The organism is Bacillus sp. FSL R9-9497 (genome assembly GCF_038005805.1).
Taxonomy (GTDB): domain Bacteria; phylum Bacillota; class Bacilli; order Bacillales; family Bacillaceae_G; genus Bacillus_A; species Bacillus_A cereus.
The window spans coordinates 1,751,487-1,773,939 of record NZ_JBBOTY010000001.1; the positions used below are offsets into that span (position 1 = coordinate 1,751,487).

Here is a 22,453-nt window from a genome sequence, read left to right on the forward strand (position 1 = left end):
CCCTTTTTCATTATCCTACAAATGTTTGATACAGTAAGAAGATATTTAAAATGATAACGAGTGCTGCAATTATCCAAGCGATAAATGTTGTTATAAGGTGGTTAACGAGTGCACCCATAATCTTTTTGTTACTTGTAAACATAATAAGTGGTACTAGCGCAAATGCAATACCGAATGATAAGACGACTTGGCTCATGACTAGAGCGTAAGTTGGATTTACACCTAAAGCGATAATAACTAATGGTGGAATCATTGTAATAAATCGGCGTAAGTATAACGGAATATGCATGCGAATGAAACCTTGCATAATAATATCACCCGACATTGTACCGACAGAAGAGCTAGATAGTCCTGCTGATAAAAGTCCAATCCCAAATAATGCAGCCGATACAGGACCTACTAAATTGGTAAATTGAGTGTAAGCAACATCTAAATCTTCAACGTGCAAGCCGTTTTTAAAGAATAGTGCAGCAGCAACAATTAACATACTTGCATTAATTGCTCCAGCAATAACCATTGCAATAATAATATCGATAAATTCGAAACGAAAAATCTTTTTCTTTTGTTCGTCAGTTGTTCCGACCACGCGGCGTTGTGTTAATGCAGAATGCAAGTATATTGCATGTGGCATAACTGTTGCACCTAAAATCCCTGCTGCAAGTAATATACTGTCTACATCTTGGAATTTTGGAATAAATAGTCCTGAAAGAAGGGGACTTAATTCTGGTTTTGCATAAAAAACTTGAATCCCAAAAGCAATTACTACAATGAAAATCATTCCTGTAATAATAGCTTCTAGTGGACGAAATCCTCTACGTTGAAACTCAAGAATAATAAATGATCCGGCTGCAGTAATTAAAGCGGCAGGTAGCATCGGGATTCCAAATAGTAAGTAAAGCCCCAAAGCAGCTCCAATAAATTCCGCTAAATCTGTAGCCATAATAACTAGTTCACCTTGTATCCATAAGCCGATAGACACAGGTTTTGGAAAGTTTTCACGAGCTATTTCGGGTAAATTGTTTCCTGTAGCAATTCCTAATTTAGCTGATAACGTTTGGATTAATACAGCCATTAAGTTAGAAGCGAGTATAACCCATAATAGTAAATATCCATATTGTGAACCAGCTGCGATATTTGTAGCAAAGTTGCCAGGATCAATATAAGCAACGGACGCGATAAAAGCGGGTCCTAAAAATGGTAACAGTCTTTTCCAGCCTTTTGTTTCTCCACTTAAAGCTAAATGAGCTGATTGTACAGTTGTACTTTCAGAAGGGAGATGTTCATCTTTTGTTATATCTTTATTCATAGTAGTTTTCCCCTTTAAAATGTTAACTTGATGAAATTATTGTATTTATTCTTACTCATTATTTCAATACATTTAAATATGTTATGTGATAATTTCATTTGAACACGAAAGTTTCCTTAATGCAAATTATATGCCTTTACGCAATGGATGGTGTGATAACGTAAAATAAATTGGGAGTTTATGGTGTGATGACGTGGGGAAACATAATAAATTAAAGGGTCAATTTTGAAATTTATGTGAACATAAAGCCGATAATCCAGCATATTAATTGATGGAATTGCATTTGTATGATATATAATATATTGGGATTACAACATAACCATAGTGTTTTGATGTGTAATCTTGTTTTTTATTTTTGTTAACTGATAGAAAATAGTATAAAGAAAAGAAAATGGGATTCATTTTCTTATTATATATGTTTTGATATGAACGTTAACTTATACATGATTTTAAAAATTAGATAGGTGGTAGAAATACATTGGCAACTACAAAACCATACAGAGTATTACTATATTACATGTACACAACAATTGAAAACCCAGAAGAATTCGCGGCAGAGCATTTAGCATTTTGTAATTCACTTGAATTAAAAGGAAGAATTCTTGTAGCAAAAGAAGGTATTAACGGAACTTGTTCTGGAACTGTAGAACAAACAGAGAAATACATGGAAGCAATGAACAATGATCCACGTTTTGATGGCATCGTATTTAAAATAGATGAAGCTGATGGTCATGCATTCAAGAAGATGCACGTGCGTCCTCGTCCAGAGTTAGTTACACTTCGTCTAGAAGATGACATTAACCCACACGAAATAACTGGGAAGTATTTAGAGCCAAAAGATTTTTATGAAGCAATGAAACAAGAAGATACAGTTATCATTGATGCACGAAATGATTATGAATTCGATTTAGGTCACTTCAAAGGTGCGATTAAACCTGATATCGAATCATTCCGTGAATTACCAGATTGGATTCGTGAAAATAAAGAAGTACTTGAAGGTAAAAAGATTTTAACGTATTGTACAGGCGGAATTCGTTGTGAGAAGTTTTCTGGTTGGTTAGTTCGTGAAGGCTATGAAGATGTAAGTCAGCTTCACGGCGGAATTGTAACGTACGGAAAAGACCCAGAAGTACAAGGTGAGCTTTGGGATGGACAATGTTACGTGTTCGATGAGCGTATCGCTGTACCAGTAAACCAAAAAGAACATGTTATTGTTGGTAAAGACCACTTTACAGGTGAACCTTGTGAGCGCTATGTAAACTGTTCAAATCCAGAATGTAATAAGAAAATTTTATGTTCTGAAGAAAACGAAGCGAAATATTTACGTGCATGTTCTCATGAATGTCGTGTAAGTCCACGTAACCGCTACGTAATACAACATGAATTAACGGAAGAGCAAGTAGCTGCTGCATTAGAGCAAATCGAAGCAGGGAAGTAAACAGAATTCGTATAATAAAAGGGGTACTCCAAGTTTAATTTTGGAGCACCCTTTTTTTATTATCCGGTTCTGTCATTTGTCGGTTTTTGTCGGCAAGTCGATATATTAAAAAAATCGCTGATATATTTCGAGTTGCGCCGATATAATCGGAAAATCGCTGATGAAAATTTCACTTACTGCAGCGCGCCAAGAATTTGAAAATAACCTTCTTTAATTTTTATCTTCTTTCTCTTTAACGGCAGAAAGTACAGTTTGTTTTACCCAAGCTTTTCTTCGTTTATGTTGTAGACCCCATTGGTATAAACTTTGGGCTCCTAAAATAAGTGAAATGACAATGCCGCTAATTGCAATTAATAGAGCGAAAAATTCAAGAGGTGACGATATTTTGTTTGAATCGGTGTTTCTTAAAAGGTCAATCATAGTAAACCCTAACATTTGGCCCACTACAGAGTAGAGCGTTAAAATTAATAATAAAAGGCTATCTTTTTTAGAGGCGACATTTTCTTGATATTTAAACAAACTATCAAGATTTTGTTTCGCGTTCGAGTATAGAACCTCAATATTAAAAAGTTTTCTTAAGCGGAAGAAAATATCTTCACTTTGTGATTGGGATACTAATTCTAAAGAAAAATAATTAGCAGTGAACGAATTGATCGAATAAATTAATTTCTCTATTTCATTAGTATCTTGTTCAATGTTTAGCTCAGCATAGGCGTTTGCCATTTTTAATAAAACAATTTTATGGAATAGATTTAATAATAAAGCGTAATAAAATTCCCCGTACATTTGACTAGCAAGTTTAGCGATTTCGCGTTCTCCTTCATTTGTTACACATGTAAAAATATGTTCTTCCATTATGAAATAACGATTTGGAGCCCATCTCTGGTAAGCGTGTTTTTTTAAATAGTCATGAATGTAAGGAAGGTTATTTGCACTCACATATGGCTTACCATCACTTGTTAATCCGGAAAGACTAGAAGTACGATAAACATCCACTTCATTAAGTTCAAAACTTTCTTTTAGTGACAATAAAGTTTGGACGTACATTCTTTGGTCTTCGAAGAAAGGGAAGGTTTGAAAGTATGAACTTCTTAATCTCTTCTTTTCAAAGAAATCAGTTACGCCATGAAATAAATAACCAAAAATGAATTTTTCAACTTGGGAATACTTTTTTCCGTTACATTCAATACAAATAGTCTCATTTGTATCATTTTTAGTTTCAAGTACACGGAAGCGAGCAGCAAATTCGATTGCTTCAGATAAAGTCATGTTTAGAGTAGTGTTTACTTCTGTTCGAATTGTTAAGAAGCCAAGTTCATAAGGACAAAGTGTTACATCAATAGAGTGTATCTTGAATGGAATTGAAATAAGGTTTGTTGTTAAATGTCCAGTTAAGTTAAGGTCCTTTGAATAACGTTGCAAGCCCTTTTGATGCTCTGAGTGAGGAAAGAGAATTTTATTTGTAAATGAAAGATAGTATGCTTCCATATTTTGATGTGAAACTTTAAACTCCCCATAATATGTATTTTCATCATCGAGATGATCGAGCCGAAAAGGACGGAAATCGTTTTTTTGTAAGAATGGGAACATATTTTGTTCATATCCAGCTTTAAACGAAAACGGGAATATAAATTGAAATATAGCTGTTGCTACATCTTTTTCCTCAATTGCTTGTATTGCCTCCATCTACATTGTTTCCTTTCCATATATGCTATAGAAACAACATGCCCAAATTTATTTGAAAATAACCACTGTTTTATACTCGATTGAGAGTGAAAATTCAGCTTATTTAGCAGAGGACATGTATAATGTTATGTATACTAAAAGTTATGAAATTGTATTTTGAAAAGGGGGATGCTGTATGCGGATTTTAGTATTAGGCGCTGGTGGAGTCGGAGGATTTTTTGGTGGCAGATTAGTCGAAAAGGGAGAAGATGTTACATTTCTTGTTCGTAGTAAACGGAAAAAACAATTAGAGGAAAGAGGACTTGTAATCCGAAGTGTTAACGGGGATTTTTCCTTTCAACCGAAATTAATAACGAAGGAAGAGAGAACTTCTCCATTTGATGTCATTTTATTTTCAACAAAAGCGTATCACTTAAACGAGGCAATTCAAGATTTGAAGCCGTTTGTTGGCGAAGGTACTGTAATCATTCCATTGTTAAATGGTATCGCTCATTTATCACTATTACAAAAAGAATTCGGCGAAGAAAAAGTAATTGGCGGTTTATGCTTTATCGAGACGACGTTAAACGATCAAGGAGAAATTGTACAAACTAGCGCTGCCAACAGACTTGTGTTTGGAGAAATTAAGTCTCAGAATTCAGAGAGAGTAAAGCATATTTCTAAAGCATTTGCAGGTACGAAATCTAGTTTTGTTTTAAGTGAAAATATTACGCAAGATATGTGGCATAAATATTTATTTATTACTGTAATGTCCGGTGTGACAACGTTAATGCGTGCACCAATTGGACCAATCCGTGAAAGTGAAGGCGGCCGTGATTTTATCCGTAATGTGTTTGAGGAATCTGTACAAATCATGAGAGTATTAGGAGCTCCAATAAAGGTTAATATTGCCCAGGAACATATGAAAACGATTGATAAAATTTCGTATGATATGAAGTCATCGATGCAACGTGATATGGAGAAGGGTTCGTTTATTGAAGGGAAGCACTTGCAAGGATATTTACTGGATGTAGCAGAGCAATTTTCTATAACGGCACCATTATTAAGCACTATATATCAAAATTTAAAGGTGTATGAAGAGATGACCTTTAACAGATCTGTAATAGAATTAGATGTATGAAAAAATAAAAAAGATAGCAATATATAAGTGTATTGCTATCTTTTTTATTTTTTTGTATGACAAATTATTTATTTCTTTTCGTTCTATCTGTCAAATTTATTTCCTGTTCACGTTTACCATATAACTGATTAATTTCATTTGCTACTGCATCTAAATATGAATCGGAAAAAATAGGCTTCTTTTCTTTAGACATATGGGTCTCCTTTGTGGATTTTTTAGTATTCATTATGTATATTTCTCAGTGGATTATGCACAATCATTTTAATTTTTTTCTTATTAAAAATTTTTGTTTACTTTTTGAAAATAAAGGAGTATTATAATCCACAGTTTCAATTTTCTAAATCGCTGAAACCGCATGGTACGGGGGACCCGTTTTTACGGATTAGTACATAATCCGATGGGGTGAATCCTTGAAAAAGGTAGGGCTACTCATAGGCCCGAATCCGACAGCTAACCTCGTAAGCGTTATATTGAGAAGGAAGGTGGAGCTTGTGCGACAAAAAAAATAATGTCTACAAGTCTATTTCGCTATGGCTTGTAGACATTTTTTGTTTTCTGAAGAAATAGTTTACTGGCTGTAACAAGCAGAAAAGTTCGTACAAAATTATTGGAGAGTGGACAGCATTGGTTTCATCTATTAAAAGATTTTTAATTGGAAGACCGTTAAAATCAACAGAGCTTGGAGAACAAAAGCTTAATAAAACGAAAGCTTTAGCTATTTTATCTTCTGACGCATTATCATCAGTTGCTTACGGTCCAGAGCAAATTTTAATTGCTTTAGCAGGTGTTGGAGCGATCGCTTATTGGTATTCCATTCCGATCGCTGTTGGAGTATTAGTATTATTGACAGCCCTTATTTTATCTTATCGACAAATTATTTTTGCTTATCCGCATGGCGGGGGAGCGTATGTTGTATCAAAAGAAAATTTAGGGATGAATCCAGGCTTAATTGCTGGAGGATCTTTATTAGTTGACTATATTTTAACTGTAGCCGTTAGTGTGTCCGCTGGTACAGATGCAATTACGTCTGCGTTTCCTAGCTTACATGCACATAACGTAATTATTGCGGTTATATTTGTTATATTAATTACGATATTAAATTTAAGAGGAGTAACGGAATCAGCTTCCGTTTTAGCATATCCTGTTTATTTATTCGTTTTAGCACTATTTATATTAATTGGTGTGGGTATATATAATATTTTAACTGGTCATGTTTCACCTACTTTACATGCGCCGATTGGTACACCAGTTGCAGGGATTAGTTTATTTTTATTACTAAGAGCATTTGCATCAGGTAGTTCTGCTTTAACAGGTGTTGAAGCAATTTCAAATGCAATTCCGAACTTTAAAGATCCTGCGCCAAACAATGCTGCAAAAACATTGCTTGCAATGGGTGCATTACTTGCTGTGTTATTTTCAGGAATTGTATTTTTAGCTTATTATTACGGAGTGACTCCGAGTAAAGAAGTAACAGTTGTTTCTCAAATTGCTGAACAAACATTTGGACGTAATTTCATGTACTATTTCATACAAGGTACAACAGCTTTAATATTAATTCTCGCTGCTAATACAGGTTATTCTGCATTTCCTTTATTAGCGGTTAACCTTGCAAAAGATAAATTCATACCGAGAATGTTTACGATTAGAGGAGACCGTCTAGGTTACTCAAACGGTATTATTATACTTGGAGTTGCTTCGATTATTTTAATTGTAGCTTTCCAAGGACAAACAGAACATTTAATTCCACTATATGCAGTAGGTGTATTTATTCCATTTACACTTTCTCAAACAGGGATGGTATTAAAATGGCTTCGCGAAAAGCCTGAAGGATGGGCTTTAAGATTAACGATTAATTTAATTGGTGCAGTTATTAGTTTTATCGTAATGAGCATGTTCTTCTTAACTAAATTTGCACAAGTTTGGTCGATTCTTATTTTCTTACCAGTTATTATCTTCTTATTCCATCGAATTAAGAAGCATTATGATGCAGTGGGTGATCAATTAAGTTTAAAAACTTGCGAACCTCTTATTCCAATTGAGGGGAATGTAATTGTCGTTCCTGTAGCAGGTATGACGCATGTAGTAGAAAATTCGTTGAACTATGCAAAATCTCTTTCGGCAGATCAAGTTATCGCAGTATATGTTGCTTTTGACAGAGAAGAGGAAAAGAAATTTGAAGAGAAATGGAAGAAGTGGCAACCTGAAGTAAGGCTTGTTACATTACATTCTCATTATAGAAGTATTATTCAGCCGCTAACAAAGTTTATTGATACAGTGCAATATAAGGCAAGTGAATCGAATTACCGCGTTACGGTCGTTATACCACAGTTCATTCCGAAAAAAGGTTGGCATAACATTCTTCATAATCAATCCAGTTTACTCATACGTGCGTATTTACTTTATAAAAGAAATGTTGTTATTACGACAGTTCCATATCATTTGAAAAAATAAGAAGATTTTTTAAGGATAGTTTCGTGAAAATGAAGCTATCCTTTTTGTGTATATGCTATGCATAATTGCATACGGGGTTAAAAATTATATCAATATAATTTTATCAGTTATTTGCAAGTGGTGTTTTCTGTTGTGATATGTAGATATTTCAATCGATAAAGTGAATCGGATTATATTTTGAAATAAGGACATGAAAGCTTGAAAATAAAGGGAATGAAAATACTTCTTTACGTTATATAAACAGCTGTGTTTAAATGACCTTACAGTACAAAACTTATATGAAAACAAAACGAAATTTCATATTTATGTATGTTGTTTAGTTTAAAATGAATAATATTTTTAAGTAATATATTCACTGTGTGAATGTGAGAATTTCGATGGAATAGAAAATTTATACAATATTATTCATACTAAACACATATGAAAAATAATAAAATGTTTTGTGACGATAAGTAAGTGCTGTAGCAATACGAGAGAGGTGGTTCATACATGGATCACGGTGAGAACGTTCTCTATTTTAACCATCTCAAATTATGGGCAAGAAAATAGAATAATAAAATGCGATAGTAATAGTTGCTAATACATAGGAGGAGTTAAAGTGAAAAAGACTTTAATTACAGGGTTATTGGTTACAGCAGTATCTACGAGTTGCTTCATTCCTGTAAGCGCTTACGCTAAGGAGGGGCAAACAGAAGTGAAAACAGTATATGCGCAAAATGTAATTGCTCCAAATACATTATCCAACTCAATTAGAATGTTAGGATCACAATCACCGCTTATTCAAGCATACGGATTAATTATTTTGCAACAGCCAGACATTAAGGTAAATGCGATGAGTAGCTTAACGAATCATCAAAAGTTTGCAAAGGCGAATGTACGAGAGTGGATTGATGAATATAATCCGAAGCTAATTGACTTAAATCAAGAGATGATGAGATACAGCAATAGATTTAATAGCTATTATAGTAAGCTCTATGAACTAGCAGGAAACGTAAATGAAGATCAGCAAGCAAAAGCAGATTTTATGAGTGCATATGGAAAATTACAATTGCAAGTACAGAGCATCCAAGAGAGTATGGAGCAAGATTTATTAGAGTTAAATCGATTTAAAACAGTATTAGACAAAGATAGTAACAACTTATCAATTAAAGCCGATGAAGCAATAAAAACACTGCAAGGATCAAGTGGAGATATTGTGAAATTAAGAGAAGATATTAAAAGAATTCAAGGGGAAATTCAAGCTGAACTAACTACTATTTTGAATAGACCTCAAGAAATCATTAAAGGTTCTATTAATATCGGTAAACAAGTATTTACAATCACAAATCAAACTGCACAAACGAAAACAATCGATTTTGTTTCTATCGGTACTTTAAGTAATGAAATTGTAAATGCTGCAGATAGTCAAACGAGAGAAGCAGCTCTTCGCATTCAGCAAAAGCAAAAAGAGTTATTGCCACTTATTCAAAAGTTATCACAAACTGAAGCAGAGGCGACTCAAATTACATTCGTTGAAGATCAAGTAAATAGCTTTACAGAATTAATTGATCGTCAAATTACAACTTTAGAAACGTTATTAACCGATTGGAAAGTTTTAAATAATAATATGATTCAAATTCAAACAAATGTTGAAGAAGGCACGTATACAGACAGTAGTTTACTTCAAAAACATTTTAATCAAATTAAAAAAGTAAGTGATGAAATGAATAAGCAAACAAATCAATTTGAAGATTACGTTACAAACGTTGAAGTACATTAAATAGAAAAATAATTAGCGATATAGGGAGAGAAGAAAAATGACAAAAAAACCATATAAAGTAATGGCTCTATCAGCACTTATGGCAGTATTTGCAGCAGGAAATATTATGCCGGCTCATACGTATGCAGCTGAAAGTACAGTGAAACAAGCTCCAGTTCATGCGGTAGCAAAAGCTTATAATGACTATGAAGAATATTCATTAGGACCAGAAGGCTTGAAAGATGCAATGGAAAGAACAGGTTCAAATGCTTTAGTAATGGATCTGTATGCTTTAACAATTATTAAACAAGGTAATGTTAACTTTGGAAATGTATCGACTGTTGATGCAGCTTTAAAAGGAAAAGTGATTCAGCACCAAGATACAGCTAGAGGAAATGCGAAGCAATGGTTAGATGTATTAAAGCCACAGCTTATTTCAACGAATCAAAACATCATTAACTACAATACTAAATTCCAAAACTATTATGATACTTTAGTTGCTGCGGTAGATGCAAAAGATAAAACGACTCTTACGAAAGGCCTAACTAGATTATCAAGTAGTATTAATGAAAATAAAGCGCAAGTGGATCAGTTAGTAGAAGACTTGAAAAAATTCCGAAATAAAATGACGTCGGATACGCAAAACTTCAAGGGTGATGCAAATCAAATTACATCTATATTAGCTAGTCAAGATGCAGGAATTCCGCTTCTGCAAAATCAAATTACAACGTACAATGAGGCAATTAGTAAATATAATGCAATTATTATCGGTTCATCTGTTGCGACAGCTCTAGGACCAATTGCAATTATTGGTGGTGCAGTAGTTATTGCTACGGGCGCAGGAACACCGCTAGGAGTCGCATTAATTGCAGGTGGTGCAGCAGCTGTAGGCGGTGGTACAGCTGGTATCGTATTAGCGAAGAAAGAACTTGACAATGCACAAGCTGAAATTCAAAAAATAACTGGACAAATTACAACTGCTCAATTAGAAGTAGCTGGGTTAACGAACATTAAAACACAAACTGAGTATTTAACAAATACGATTGATACTGCAATTACAGCGTTGCAAAACATTTCAAACCAATGGTATACAATGGGATCAAAATACAATTCTTTACTTCAAAATGTGGATTCAATTAGTCCAAACGATCTTGTTTTCATTAAAGAAGATTTAAACATTGCGAAAGATAGCTGGAAAAACATTAAAGACTATGCAGAAAAGATTTATGCTGAAGATATTAAAGTAGTAGACACGAAAAAAGCATAATTGAATACGAATCGTTAGAGCGTTAAGTGTTGATGAATGATTTGAAGCTCCTGTTCAGTTGTGAGCAGGAGCTTTTGATATCCTTATAAAGAGAATAGGTGAAAAATATGCAGAAACGATTTTATAAAAAATGTCTTTTAGCGGTAATGATTGCTGGGGTGGCAACGAGTAACACATTTCCTTTACATCCTTTTGCAGCAGAACAAAATGTAAAGGTGCTACAAGAAAATGTGAAAAACTATTCTCTTGGACCAGCAGGATTCCAAGATGTAATGGCACAAACGACATCAAGCATATTTGCAATGGATTCATATGCAAAATTAATTCAAAATCAACAAGAGACGGATTTAAGTAAAATAAGTTCGATTAATAGTGAATTTAAAGGGAATATGATTCAGCATCAAAGAGATGCAAAAATTAATGCAGCATATTGGTTAAATAATATGAAGCCTCAAATTATGAAAACAGATCAAAATATTGTAAATTACAATAATACTTTTCAATCTTATTATAATGACATGTTAATAGCGATTGATCAAAAGGATAGCGGAAAATTAAAAGTGGATTTAGAAAAGTTGTATGCGGATATTGTGAAGAATCAAAATGAGGTAGATGGATTATTAGGGAATTTGAAAGCTTTTCGCGATAGAATGGCGAAAGATACAAATAGTTTCAAAGAGGATACAAATCAGTTAACAGCGATATTGGCAAGCACGAATGCTGGTATTCCAGCTCTAGAGCAACAAATAAATACATATAACGATTCGATTAAAAAGAGTAATGATATGGTCATTGCTGGTGGCGTACTTTGCGTAGCTCTAATAACATGTCTTGCTGGCGGGCCGATGATTGCGGTTGCGAAAAAAGATATCGCAAATGCAGAAAGAGAAATCGCCAATTTAAAAGATAGAATTTCAGGAGCACAAGCAGAAGTCGTAATTTTGACTGATGTAAAAAATAAAACAACAAACATGACAGAAACAATCGATGCAGCAATTGCAGCACTACAAAACATATCAAATCAATGGTATACAGTAGGTGCAAAATATAATAATTTACTACAAAACGTAAAAGGGATTAGTCCGGAAGAGTTTACGTTTATAAAAGAAGATTTACATACAGCGAAAGATAGCTGGAAAGATGTAAAGGATTATACAGAAAAATTACATGAAGGTGTGGCAAAGTAAACAGTGGACTAGTTCTGCTGTTTATTTTTTTATCCTGTTTTTTTGTGAGAGTTGAACTTGTAATTATATATAAGTTTGTCATGTGTTTTATCAATGTGGCTATTGGGTAATATTTAATCAAATTGATACGAATAACCTAAATAAATTTCTGATCAAGTCTTTTATATGTAATGTTTTAATGAAAAAAGCTATACTGTAAGCAAAACTAAAAATTGGAGAGGAAATACTACAACATGGAAAATTATTTGTTATTTATCCTTACAGCAATGCTAATCATAATGATGCCTGGTCCTGGTTTTGCACTAGTTACAAAAAATACTATCTCGCATGGTAAAAATGGCGGGATAAAGACTGTTTTAGGAACGATATCTGGAATGATGATTCATACAATAATGGCTACGTTAGGACTTTCTGCTATCTTAATGAAATTTGCTATGTTATTTACATTTATAAAATATGCTGGGGCTGTTTATTTAATTTATTTAGCTGTAAAGTCAATTAAAAGTGCCTTACATAAAAAAGAAGATATGTCAGGTTCAGCAGAAATGGACTCTAAGGATATTGGGGCAATTAAAAGCTTTAGACAAGGATTTACTACGGCAATTTTAAATCCAAAAACCGCTGTATTTTTCCTTAGTTTTTTACCCCAATTTATTGTGAGTAATCAAAATCATTTCCTCCAATTTCTTTTATTAGGAGTCACATTTACGACTTTGACAGCAATATGGTATTTACTTTACATCTCACTCATACGTCAATTAAGAACTTTTTTAAGAAAAGAAAGAGTGAACCGTACAATAGAGGGTATTACAGGCGCCATATTATTAGTATTTGGAGTTAGATTGTTTTTCCAAAAATAAATATGTAGATAAAACGAGAAATAAAAAAGTTGATTATTTCTCGTTTTATTCTTTAAAATCTGCAACAGAACCAGGATCTCCCATCAAAGTATAAATTCCAAGGGAGGAACTGTTTTTTATTTACTTATATACGTACAGCTGTACCACTGACAGCAACCATTAACATTCCATCACGAACAACTTCGTAATCTACGTCAATACCAACGATAGCGTTCGCACCTTTTTCTTTTGCAAGTTCTTTCATTTCGCCCATTGCAATATCACGAGCGTCTTTTAGTTTACTTTCATAAGCACCAACACGGCCACCGACAACATCACGAACGGAAGCGAATACATCGCGGACAATATTTGCACCCATAATAGCTTCACCATTTACAATATCAATATACTCAATAATCTCTTTACCTTGAATTCCAGAAGTTGTTGTTACAATCATGACTGACACTCTCCTAATATTTTATAATTTTTGATTAGCTTTCTTATGTCATAGAAAAAGTAGTTCTGGTGCCAAAAATGCTTGATAGAAACATAGAATATTTTTGGCATCAGAAACAAGTCTAGTTTCTTACAGAATGAAACCAAGGCAATTGTTTAACATATGTATCGCTATAACATATGCAATGGATCTTTTAGAAATAAGATAAGCCGCAGTAAGTATCAACGATCCAGGTAAATAAATAGCAATATCCGCAAGTTGGTTCGTATGAAGAAGTGTAAAAATCATAATCGAAATGATAGATGCAATAGCGGTACCAATATGGTAAGAAAAACGATTTATTAATATGTGGCGAAACACAATTTCTTCAAGTATTGGACCCAGAATACCAAATACAAGCAATGTAAATACAAGAGGTACCTCTGCACCCGTTTCAAGGAGCTGCTCTTGGTTCTCTGGTTGACCAGTTGCTAGAAAATACATAACACACTGTTCCACAATTAACGTAAATAAAACTACCATAGGAATACTTACTATTTTCAAAATTGTCTTCTCTTTAAAATAAGTAAAACTTTCAATAATTTCTTTCCTAAAGCAAATGATTCCTACAATAGCAGGTACAGTAAAACCGATGGCACTAAGAACAAATTCTGATTCAACTAAATTGACATTAGCTAAAAGTGATATGCCAAATAATATGTACAAGCCAATTTGAAATGGTACAAACAGTGTAAAGATTATTAGCATAATGATTTCTTTTTTATTCATTTTTATAAAGTTCACTGTATTGCCCCCATAATTAAATTACCTATAATTTTTGATTTTTCTTTCTGCATAACGCTCTCCTTCTAAATATATTTATATAAGATTCTAAACCGGACGGTTCGGTCCGAATCGAAATCTAATGATACTACAAGTTTCTAGTTTTTTAAACCCTTTTTATAAAGTATTAACAAAATCAAAATGGAAAAAAGCAAATATATTTATATTTCAGTTGCTTTGTTACAATTTAATTCCAGTAATCATTAATGGTTAATCTTTTATAGAATGAAGTGAAAGTGGGAGTAGTTCAAACACTTTAGCTAAACATATTGATAAAAATTATATATAATAATCATATGTCTATACGTTAAAATTAACTATATATTTTTACACCTCTACGATTTTAGATGAAATTAGTTGTATAATATGACTGAATTAAACAATTGGTCATGTTGTTTTGACAGAAAATTCACTTAAGTTATGTAGGTAATACAATTTGATTAACTTCTTTTCAAACTGTATTGTTTGAGGTTTCCATAAGATAGGGATTGATAAGATATTTCTGTTCCCAACTTATTTATACTTACAAAAAAATTAAGAAAATAGAGAGTAAACATTACCTAGAATATTAGGATCGTTTTCATTAGGAGGATTACAAAGCATGACTAAAGTTGATAAGGTTAAAGAAAAAATTATTGAAACATCTTTATATTTATTTAATACTAATGGGATAACTCGCACATCCATCCAGGATATAATGACAGCTACTGAACTACCTAAAGGATCTATTTATCGTAGATTCAAAAGTAAAGAAGAAATTGTCCTTGCTGCCTACGACAAAAGTGGTGAGATTATGTGGAGTCATTTTCATAAAGCAATGGAAAATAAAAAAACAGCAATTGATAAAATCCTTGCAATTTTCCTTGTATATCAAGATGCAGCTAATAATCCTCCTATTGCTGGAGGCTGTCCATTACTTAATAGTGCCATTGAAAGTACTGGAGTATTTCCAGAATTACAAAAAGCAGCAGCAAAAGGTTATGATGATACAGTAATGTTAATGGCTTCTTTCATAAAAGAAGGAATAGAGAAACAAGAATTTAAAGAAGATATAGAGGTTATATCACTCGCTTCCTTTCTTGCCTCTTCAATGGAGGGGGCTATTATGGCAAGTCGAGTATCTAACGATAATATACACCATCATTATTTTATTGAACAAATAAAACATCATCTTTTCACTTATTCTAAATAAGTGAGAACTTGCATTGTTTCCATCCAATTTTTATAAAATTAAATTGAGTAAATACCCCTTATAAATAGTAACTTCTGTTTATAAGGGGTATTTGAATAGACTTTAGCAAAGGGAGCTTTTTACACGTTGTTTGGATTATTTCACTAATACGAACTTTAGTTGAAGAGCAAGCCATAATGAAAAAGCTGTTTTAATATACTAATTATGTATCATATGTTAAAAAACTTATGTTATTTTGTTTTTCTAAGTTTATAGCTAAGAAGAATATAAGAATTAGAGGAGGGGGGAAATTGAAATTTTTTACGATATTTGCATCAAGGAATGATACAAGTGATATAGAAGGTTTCATTACTCAAGTTTTTCAAAATGGGTTTAAGGTTGAACGCAATAAAAATGAATATACGATTCAATCGAAAAGACTATTTGGCAAAAATAAAATTATTATTCGGGTGGATTCTGAAGAATTATCTCCTGATTATTTTTTCAATAATATTCCTGGAATGATGCACATGTACGATCAAATCGAATTTCAAGAAGAACATCTTAAGAAGATGGTTTTGGCACAGATTTCTGTAATTAATACCATAATCGCTATAGAGACGAAGAAGGATTATAGTGATGAATACGTGGAGCTGTTTCTTAAATTACTTAATGAGGTGAACGGTATTGGTTTTATTCCTGATCGAACTCTCATCGGGAAGGATGGAAAAGTAATTGTATTTCCGGATGGATCCTCTGGTCCTTCAGAATTTACTCCTCAAGCATGTACGAACAAAATAAGGGGACAGAATAGTACTTCTACCGATGGGGAGAAAAGAAAACAGAAATCGATAAGCTATCTGCAAGATAAAGGGATTCCATATATAGAAGGATTGCCTCAATTGCCTCCTTTGACAAGTATTCAGTTAAGAAGCCGAGAAGAGATTACGAAGAGAGCAGTAGCTTTGTTGATTGTCATACAATATGCTTGTGATGTTGCCCAAGAAGGAGATTTGAAAACTTCCAAAGAGTTCGTCATGGAGCTGCTGAATCAATTTGATGTGGTTGAATCATTAACGATGCAGGAAAGAAATTTTCTAAATTCAGAGGAACCTGATGAGAAAGAAGCGATACAGATTGCATGGCAGTATGAAGCCCAATGGGTTTTGCTTTGGTCAATAGGCCTCGTGAATACACTGAAATTCCCAAGAGAAATCTGTGACTGTCATTATGCAATTAAACTTGTTTCTGATTGTAGTTCTTTTAATGAATTTTATCAAAAAACAAAATTGCGAAATGCAGAAGAAATTTTGGACGAGGCCGACCTTATTTATCGGCTTCATTGGGCTTGTGTACATGATAGAATTAATGCGAGAGAAGCAACTGCAGGTATGCATGAAAGTATTGTTATTGAAAGACGAAGAGGCTTGTTTTGGCTAATCAATTATAAAAATGAAGATTGGGATTGTATCTCCATGGATACATAATCCATATTCTTTGTTCTGTAGAGCATTTGTATTCTAGATAATCGAATTATTGCTTCATCAGTTTAATCCCTTATAGAAAAACGGGCGAAAATGCCATAGATAGGAGAAAAAATAGTCTTTGATATTCTAAGCCTCATATACAACTTGAACGGCTTTGTTATCGTTACTACAGAAAAATGTGAATTAAATGTTAATCGATTTATATGTTTCAAGCGTATCTATATTGAGTTTGTAAATCTACACAATAAGTTTTCATTATATATTAAGTGTAGTAGAAGTTCAGATAGATAAAATTCGGTAGTCGAATTTTTTTGCATAAAGCTGTATAATGCTTGTAACGAAAGGGAAATACAGGAAGGGATTTGTAATGAGTTACTATGGAAAAAGATAAACAACAATTAAGCGTTGAAGTTGCAAGATTATATTATCAATCAGATTATAGTCAGCAAGAAATTGCTAACAAATTAAATATTTCAAGACCAACAATTTCTAGATTGTTAAAGTATGCGAAAGAAAAAGGGTTTGTTCAAATTAGCATCGCTGATCCATTTGCGGATTTAGATAACGTTGGGAATTTACTGAAAGAAAAATACAACTTGTTAGAGGCACATGTTGTATTTTCTCCAGTACCGGAATATGCAACGATTACAGAGTATATAAGTAAATATGCTGCTGAGTATATGGAAAAGACAGTTAAAAACGGTGATATTGTTGGTGTAAGCTGGGGAATGACTATGTATGAAATCGCTAGAAAAATCGTACCGCAACATGTAAAAGGGGTAGAGGTTGTCCAGCTAAAAGGTGGTATTAGTCATTCAAGTGTAAATACATATGCGAATGAAACGATAGCTTTATTTGCAGATGCTTTTCAAACGACGCCAAGAAATCTACCTCTTCCAGTTATATTTGATAATGCAGTGACAAAAGAATTAGTAGAGCAGGATCGACATATTCATCATATTATCGAAATGGGGAAGCAAGCGAATATTGCAATTTTCACTGTAGGAACAGTGCGAGACGAAGCGCTATTATTCCGATTAGGTTATTTCGATAAGGGTGAAACGAGTTTACTCAAAAAACAATCGGTCGGTGACATTTGTTCACGATTCTTTGATGGGGACGGAAATATTAGTAGTGAAGAAATTAATAAGCGGACCATTGGAATTGAGTTAGAAGAACTGAAATTAAAGAAACGTTCTATTTTAGTTGCAGGTGGTAATAGAAAAATCAAAGCAATTGATGGTGCGTTACGTGGCGGGTATGCAAATGTATTAATTATCGATCAGCATACAGCAAAAGAATTGTTACATTATCAAAAAGATTAGAAATAAAAGGCGTTCTCAAGATGTTAATTTTGAGAACGCCTTTTATTTTGTTATGTATGAATGATAGGAGTTTTTTGAACACAAGTTGCCTTTTTAAAAATAATTATGGATATGGAGATACATACTACCATTGTTAACATAAAAATTTTGATTATATATTTGAAATGTTCTTTGTTAGAATGCGCTTTATTTACTACAAGAAAATTCCTTTTAAAAAAGAATGAACAAAATTTCAAAAGTGTATTTACATTTGTTCAACTAAGAGTTAGAATGAAGTTGTTAAAAGATATGAGGAGTGAAGATAATGAACATTGCAAAGTTAATTGACCATACAATTTTAAAAGCTAATACTACTAAAGAAGATGTTATGAAAGTAATTGAAGAAGCAAAGGAATATAAATTCGCTTCTGTTTGTATTAACCCAACATGGGTAAAATTAGCGGCTGATGAACTAGCTGGACATGATGTAGACGTTTGTACTGTAATCGGTTTCCCATTAGGAGCAAGCACTACTGAAACAAAAGCATTTGAAACAAAAGATGCTGTCGCAAAAGGTGCAACTGAAGTTGATATGGTAATCAACGTAGGCGCTTTAAAAGATGGCGACAACGAACTTGTTGAAAAAGATATTTATGAAGTAGTACAAGCAGCAAAAGGAAAAGCTCTTGTAAAAGTAATCATTGAAACTTGCCTATTAACAGATGAAGAAAAAGTACGCGCTTGTGAATTATCAGTAAAAGCTGGTGCTGACTTCGTAAAAACTTCAACTGGATTCTCAACTGGCGGAGCAACTGCTGAAGATATCGCATTAATGCGTAAAACAGTAGGACCAAACGTTGGTGTAAAAGCATCTGGTGGTGTTCGTACACGTGAAGATGCAGAAAAAATGGTAGCTGCTGGAGCTTCTCGCGTTGGAGCAAGTGCTAGTGTTGCAATCGTATTAAATGATGCAAAAGGTGCTACAGATAACTACTAATCATTAATGAAGTCAAAAGCGATAGATACACAAAGTAAAGTGTATCTATTGCTTTAATAATTGAAAAAAATGTAAGCGGATACGAATGGGAGGAGACGGCTTATGAAATACTTAATCGGTGTTTTAGGCCTCGTATTGATTTTAGGTATCGCTTGGCTTGCTAGTAATGATAGAAAAAAAGTCAAATATCGCCCAATCATAACGATGGTTATATTACAATTCATTTTGGGATTTTTATTATTAAATACAAGTGTAGGGAATATATTAATTAGCGGAATAGCAGATGGTTTTGGAGAGTTATTAAAATATGCTGCTGACGGTGTGAATTTTGTATTTGGTGGACTAGTAAATCAAAAAGAGTTTTCGTTCTTTTTAAGTGTATTAATGCCAATCGTATTTATCTCGGCACTAATAGGTATATTACAACACATTAAAGTATTACCTATTATTGTGAAATCTATCGGTTTAGCATTAAGTAAAGTAAATGGAATGGGGAAACTAGAATCATATAATGCTGTTGCTTCTGCGATTTTAGGACAATCTGAAGTATTTATATCAGTTAAGAAACAACTAGGGTTATTGCCAGAGAAAAGAATGTATACATTATGTGCATCTGCAATGTCTACCGTTTCAATGTCTATCGTCGGATCATATATGGTGTTATTAAAACCGCAATATGTTGTAACCGCTTTAGTGCTTAACTTATTTGGTGGTTTTATTATCGCTTCTATCATTAACCCTTACGAGGTTACTGAGGAAGAAGATATGTTAGAAGTGCAAGAAGAAGAGAAAAAGACTTTCTTTGAAGTATTAGGTGAATACATTATAGACGGATTTAAAGTTGCCATTACAGTAGCAGCTATGTTAGTCGGTTTCGTTGCTCTTATCGCATTCATTAATGCAGTATTTAAAGGTGTAATCGGTATTTCATTCCAAGAAATTCTTGGTTATGCATTTGCACCATTTGCATTTATTATGGGTGTACCTTGGCATGAAGCAGTTAATGCCGGAAATATTATGGCAACAAAATTAGTATCGAATGAATTTGTCGCTATGACAGATTTAGCACAAGGAAACTTTAATTTCTCAGATAGAACGACAGCGATTATATCTGTATTCTTAGTTTCATTTGCAAACTTCTCTTCAATTGGGATTATTGCAGGGGCGGTTAAGAGCTTAAATGAAAAGCAAGGGAATGTAGTGGCAAGATTTGGTTTGAAATTACTATTCGGTGCAACATTAGTAAGTTTCTTATCAGCAACAATCGTTGGCTTATTATTTTAATAGATTCGTATAATATAAAAAGGAATGGTGATTGTAATGAGAATGGTAGATATTATTGCAAAAAAACGTGACGGCAAAGAATTAACGACTGAAGAAATCAAATTCTTTATTAATGGATATACAGACGGAAGTATTCCTGATTATCAAGTGAGTGCGCTTGCAATGGCAATCTTCTTTAAAGATATGACAGATCGCGAACGTGCAGATTTAACGATGGCGATGGTTGAGTCTGGTGAAACGATCGACTTATCAGCAATTGAAGGAATTAAAGTAGACAAACATTCAACTGGCGGTGTTGGTGATACCACAACTTTAGTATTAGGACCATTAGTTGCTGCTTTAGATGTACCAGTAGCAAAAATGTCTGGTCGTGGTTTAGGACATACAGGCGGAACAATTGATAAATTAGAAGCGGTAGAAGGATTCCACGTTGAAATTACAAAAGAACAATTTATTGATATTGTAAACCGTGACAAAGTAGCTGTTATTGGACAAACAGGAAACTTAACACCTGCAGATAAAAAGATTTATGCATTGCGCGACGTAACAGGAACTGTTAACTCAATTCCTTTAATCGCAAGTTCAATTATGAGTAAAAAAATTGCAGCTGGTGCTGACGCAATCGTACTTGATGTAAAAACAGGTGCTGGTGCATTTATGAAAACAGAAGAAGATGCAAAAGAATTAGCACATGCAATGGTACGTATCGGAAATAATGTAGGACGTCAAACTATGGCTGTTATTTCGGACATGTCACAACCGCTTGGTTTTGCGATTGGTAACGCTCTAGAAGTAAAAGAAGCGATTGATACGTTAAAAGGTGAAGGTCCAGAAGATTTAACAGAATTAGTACTTGTATTAGGTAGCCAAATGGTCGTACTTGCGAAAAAAGCAAATACGTTAGAAGAAGCTCGTGAAATGCTAATTGAAGTGATGAAAAACGGAAAAGCAACTGAGAAATTTAAAGAGTTCTTAAGCAATCAAGGCGGAGATAGCTCAATTGTAGACAATCCAGAAAAAATGCCACAAGCTAAGTATGTAATTGATGTACCTGCAAAAACTTCAGGTGTTATTTCTAACATTGTTGCAGATGAGATTGGTATTGCAGCTATGTTACTTGGTGCAGGTCGTGCAACGAAGGAAGATGAAATCGATTTAGCAGTAGGATTAATGTTACGTAAAAAAGTTGGCGATGCAGTAAAAGAAGGCGAGCCATTCGTAACAATCTACGCAAATCGTGAAAATGTAGAAGATGTAAAAGCAAAAATTTATGAGAACATCTCTATCGCTGAAACAGCAATGGCTCCTAAATTAGTTCATACAGTTATTACTGACTAATCATCATTTCATTTACTTTGAGGGGGAAATAATATGGATAAGAAAAAATATATTGAAGAAGCAAACAAGATGTTATCGAAAGCGTATATTCCGTATTCTAAATTTCCTGTTGGCGCAGCGTTAGTTACGAAAGAAGGGAAAATCTATACTGGTTGTAATATAGAAAATGCTTCTTACGGTTTATGTAACTGTGCAGAAAGAACAGCAATATTTAAAGCAGTATCAGAAGGTGAGCGCGATTTTAGTTACTTAGTTATTACAGGAGAAACTGATGGACCGATTTCACCATGTGGTGCGTGTAGACAAGTAATTGCTGAATTCTGTGATCCAAAAATGCCTGTATTATTAACGAATGTAAAAGGTGATGAAAAAGAAGTGACTGTTGAGCAATTACTTCCAGGTGCTTTCTCAATAGAAGATTTAAAATAAATTGAAAAGCCATTCTACAATTATTATTTGTGGAATGGCTTTTTTATTTTCAAAAATTGAATGTAATATTTTGTTCATACTCCGTTCATAAACTTCGCTTAAAATAATTGCAGCGAATATAGAAAGTTTACA

The 22,453-nt window shown here is 33.5% G+C and carries 19 protein-coding genes and 1 riboswitch; of the genes, 14 read left to right on the forward strand and 5 right to left on the reverse strand.

From position 1 onward, the window contains the following. Positions 1–10: 10 nt before the first annotated feature. On the reverse strand, positions 11–1,306 hold the full coding sequence (locus tag MKY21_RS09135; protein ID WP_341075989.1) for an Nramp family divalent metal transporter: 1,296 nt from the start codon (positions 1,304–1,306) through the stop codon (positions 11–13). Positions 1,307–1,784: 478 nt separating this feature from the next. Between MKY21_RS09135 and trhO the strand changes: the two genes are divergently transcribed. Continuing rightward, positions 1,785–2,744: an oxygen-dependent tRNA uridine(34) hydroxylase TrhO gene (gene trhO / locus MKY21_RS09140; RefSeq protein ID WP_000246214.1), complete on the forward strand. Its 960-nt coding sequence runs from the start codon at positions 1,785–1,787 to the stop codon at positions 2,742–2,744. Between the two features lie 210 nt (positions 2,745–2,954). On the opposite strand, the gene MKY21_RS09145 is transcribed toward trhO, so the two are convergent. Beyond that, positions 2,955–4,430, reverse strand: a complete 1,476-nt coding sequence (locus MKY21_RS09145) for a hypothetical protein (protein WP_341075991.1) — start codon at positions 4,428–4,430, stop codon at positions 2,955–2,957. A 175-nt stretch (positions 4,431–4,605) separates the two neighbouring features. Between MKY21_RS09145 and panE the strand changes: the two genes are divergently transcribed. Further along, positions 4,606–5,550 (forward strand): 2-dehydropantoate 2-reductase, encoded by a 945-nt coding sequence (panE, locus tag MKY21_RS09150; protein WP_016117589.1) that lies wholly within the window; start codon positions 4,606–4,608, stop codon positions 5,548–5,550. A gap of 64 nt (positions 5,551–5,614) precedes the next feature. On the opposite strand, the gene MKY21_RS09155 is transcribed toward panE, so the two are convergent. Then, positions 5,615–5,743, reverse strand: coding sequence for a hypothetical protein (locus MKY21_RS09155; protein WP_000031873.1), 129 nt, complete (start codon positions 5,741–5,743; stop codon positions 5,615–5,617). A 140-nt stretch (positions 5,744–5,883) separates the two neighbouring features. Continuing rightward, positions 5,884–6,030: riboswitch (cyclic di-AMP (ydaO/yuaA leader) on the forward strand. Positions 6,031–6,174: 144 nt separating this feature from the next. Between MKY21_RS09155 and MKY21_RS09160 the strand changes: the two genes are divergently transcribed. From MKY21_RS09160 to MKY21_RS09180, 5 genes are all read left to right on the forward strand, one after another. Continuing rightward, positions 6,175–8,001: an APC family permease gene (locus MKY21_RS09160; protein ID WP_000254884.1), complete on the forward strand. Its 1,827-nt coding sequence runs from the start codon at positions 6,175–6,177 to the stop codon at positions 7,999–8,001. 598 nt (positions 8,002–8,599) lie between these two features. Further along, positions 8,600–9,760 carry a non-hemolytic enterotoxin NHE subunit A gene (nheA, locus tag MKY21_RS09165; RefSeq protein WP_000751823.1) on the forward strand — a complete coding sequence of 387 codons (1,161 nt, stop codon included), beginning with the start codon at positions 8,600–8,602 and terminating at the stop codon, positions 9,758–9,760. A 37-nt stretch (positions 9,761–9,797) separates the two neighbouring features. Beyond that, the gene (nheB, locus tag MKY21_RS09170; protein WP_000162981.1) at positions 9,798–11,006 is read left to right on the forward strand and encodes a non-hemolytic enterotoxin NHE subunit B; all 1,209 of its coding nucleotides are present in this window, start codon (positions 9,798–9,800) and stop codon (positions 11,004–11,006) included. A 107-nt stretch (positions 11,007–11,113) separates the two neighbouring features. Continuing rightward, a complete protein-coding gene (gene nheC / locus MKY21_RS09175) occupies positions 11,114–12,193 on the forward strand; it encodes a non-hemolytic enterotoxin subunit C (protein WP_341075995.1) in 1,080 nt (359 codons plus the stop codon). 233 nt (positions 12,194–12,426) lie between these two features. Beyond that, complete coding sequence (locus MKY21_RS09180; RefSeq protein ID WP_000433000.1) at positions 12,427–13,053, forward strand: LysE family translocator; 627 nt, start codon at positions 12,427–12,429, stop codon at positions 13,051–13,053. A gap of 124 nt (positions 13,054–13,177) precedes the next feature. On the opposite strand, the gene MKY21_RS09185 is transcribed toward MKY21_RS09180, so the two are convergent. Both MKY21_RS09185 and MKY21_RS09190 read right to left on the reverse strand, forming a co-directional pair. Next, positions 13,178–13,489: a heavy metal-binding domain-containing protein gene (locus MKY21_RS09185; protein WP_000637518.1), complete on the reverse strand. Its 312-nt coding sequence runs from the start codon at positions 13,487–13,489 to the stop codon at positions 13,178–13,180. A gap of 129 nt (positions 13,490–13,618) precedes the next feature. Beyond that, positions 13,619–14,272 (reverse strand): CPBP family intramembrane glutamic endopeptidase, encoded by a 654-nt coding sequence (locus tag MKY21_RS09190; RefSeq protein WP_341076000.1) that lies wholly within the window; start codon positions 14,270–14,272, stop codon positions 13,619–13,621. Positions 14,273–14,912: 640 nt separating this feature from the next. Between MKY21_RS09190 and MKY21_RS09195 the strand changes: the two genes are divergently transcribed. From MKY21_RS09195 to MKY21_RS09225, 7 genes are all read left to right on the forward strand, one after another. Further along, positions 14,913–15,503: a TetR/AcrR family transcriptional regulator gene (locus MKY21_RS09195; protein ID WP_341076003.1), complete on the forward strand. Its 591-nt coding sequence runs from the start codon at positions 14,913–14,915 to the stop codon at positions 15,501–15,503. A gap of 290 nt (positions 15,504–15,793) precedes the next feature. Then, on the forward strand, positions 15,794–16,969 hold the full coding sequence (locus tag MKY21_RS09200; protein WP_341076005.1) for a DUF4272 domain-containing protein: 1,176 nt from the start codon (positions 15,794–15,796) through the stop codon (positions 16,967–16,969). Between the two features lie 377 nt (positions 16,970–17,346). After that, complete coding sequence (locus tag MKY21_RS09205) at positions 17,347–18,294, forward strand: sugar-binding transcriptional regulator (protein WP_000409785.1); 948 nt, start codon at positions 17,347–17,349, stop codon at positions 18,292–18,294. A 304-nt stretch (positions 18,295–18,598) separates the two neighbouring features. Beyond that, positions 18,599–19,270, forward strand: coding sequence for a deoxyribose-phosphate aldolase (gene deoC, locus MKY21_RS09210; RefSeq protein WP_044795722.1), 672 nt, complete (start codon positions 18,599–18,601; stop codon positions 19,268–19,270). A 102-nt stretch (positions 19,271–19,372) separates the two neighbouring features. Continuing rightward, positions 19,373–20,554 (forward strand): NupC/NupG family nucleoside CNT transporter, encoded by a 1,182-nt coding sequence (locus tag MKY21_RS09215; protein ID WP_044795723.1) that lies wholly within the window; start codon positions 19,373–19,375, stop codon positions 20,552–20,554. Between the two features lie 36 nt (positions 20,555–20,590). Continuing rightward, positions 20,591–21,892: a pyrimidine-nucleoside phosphorylase gene (locus MKY21_RS09220; protein WP_061664479.1), complete on the forward strand. Its 1,302-nt coding sequence runs from the start codon at positions 20,591–20,593 to the stop codon at positions 21,890–21,892. Positions 21,893–21,925: 33 nt separating this feature from the next. Further along, positions 21,926–22,321, forward strand: a complete 396-nt coding sequence (locus MKY21_RS09225; protein WP_000358532.1) for a cytidine deaminase — start codon at positions 21,926–21,928, stop codon at positions 22,319–22,321. Positions 22,322–22,453: the final 132 nt, after the last annotated feature.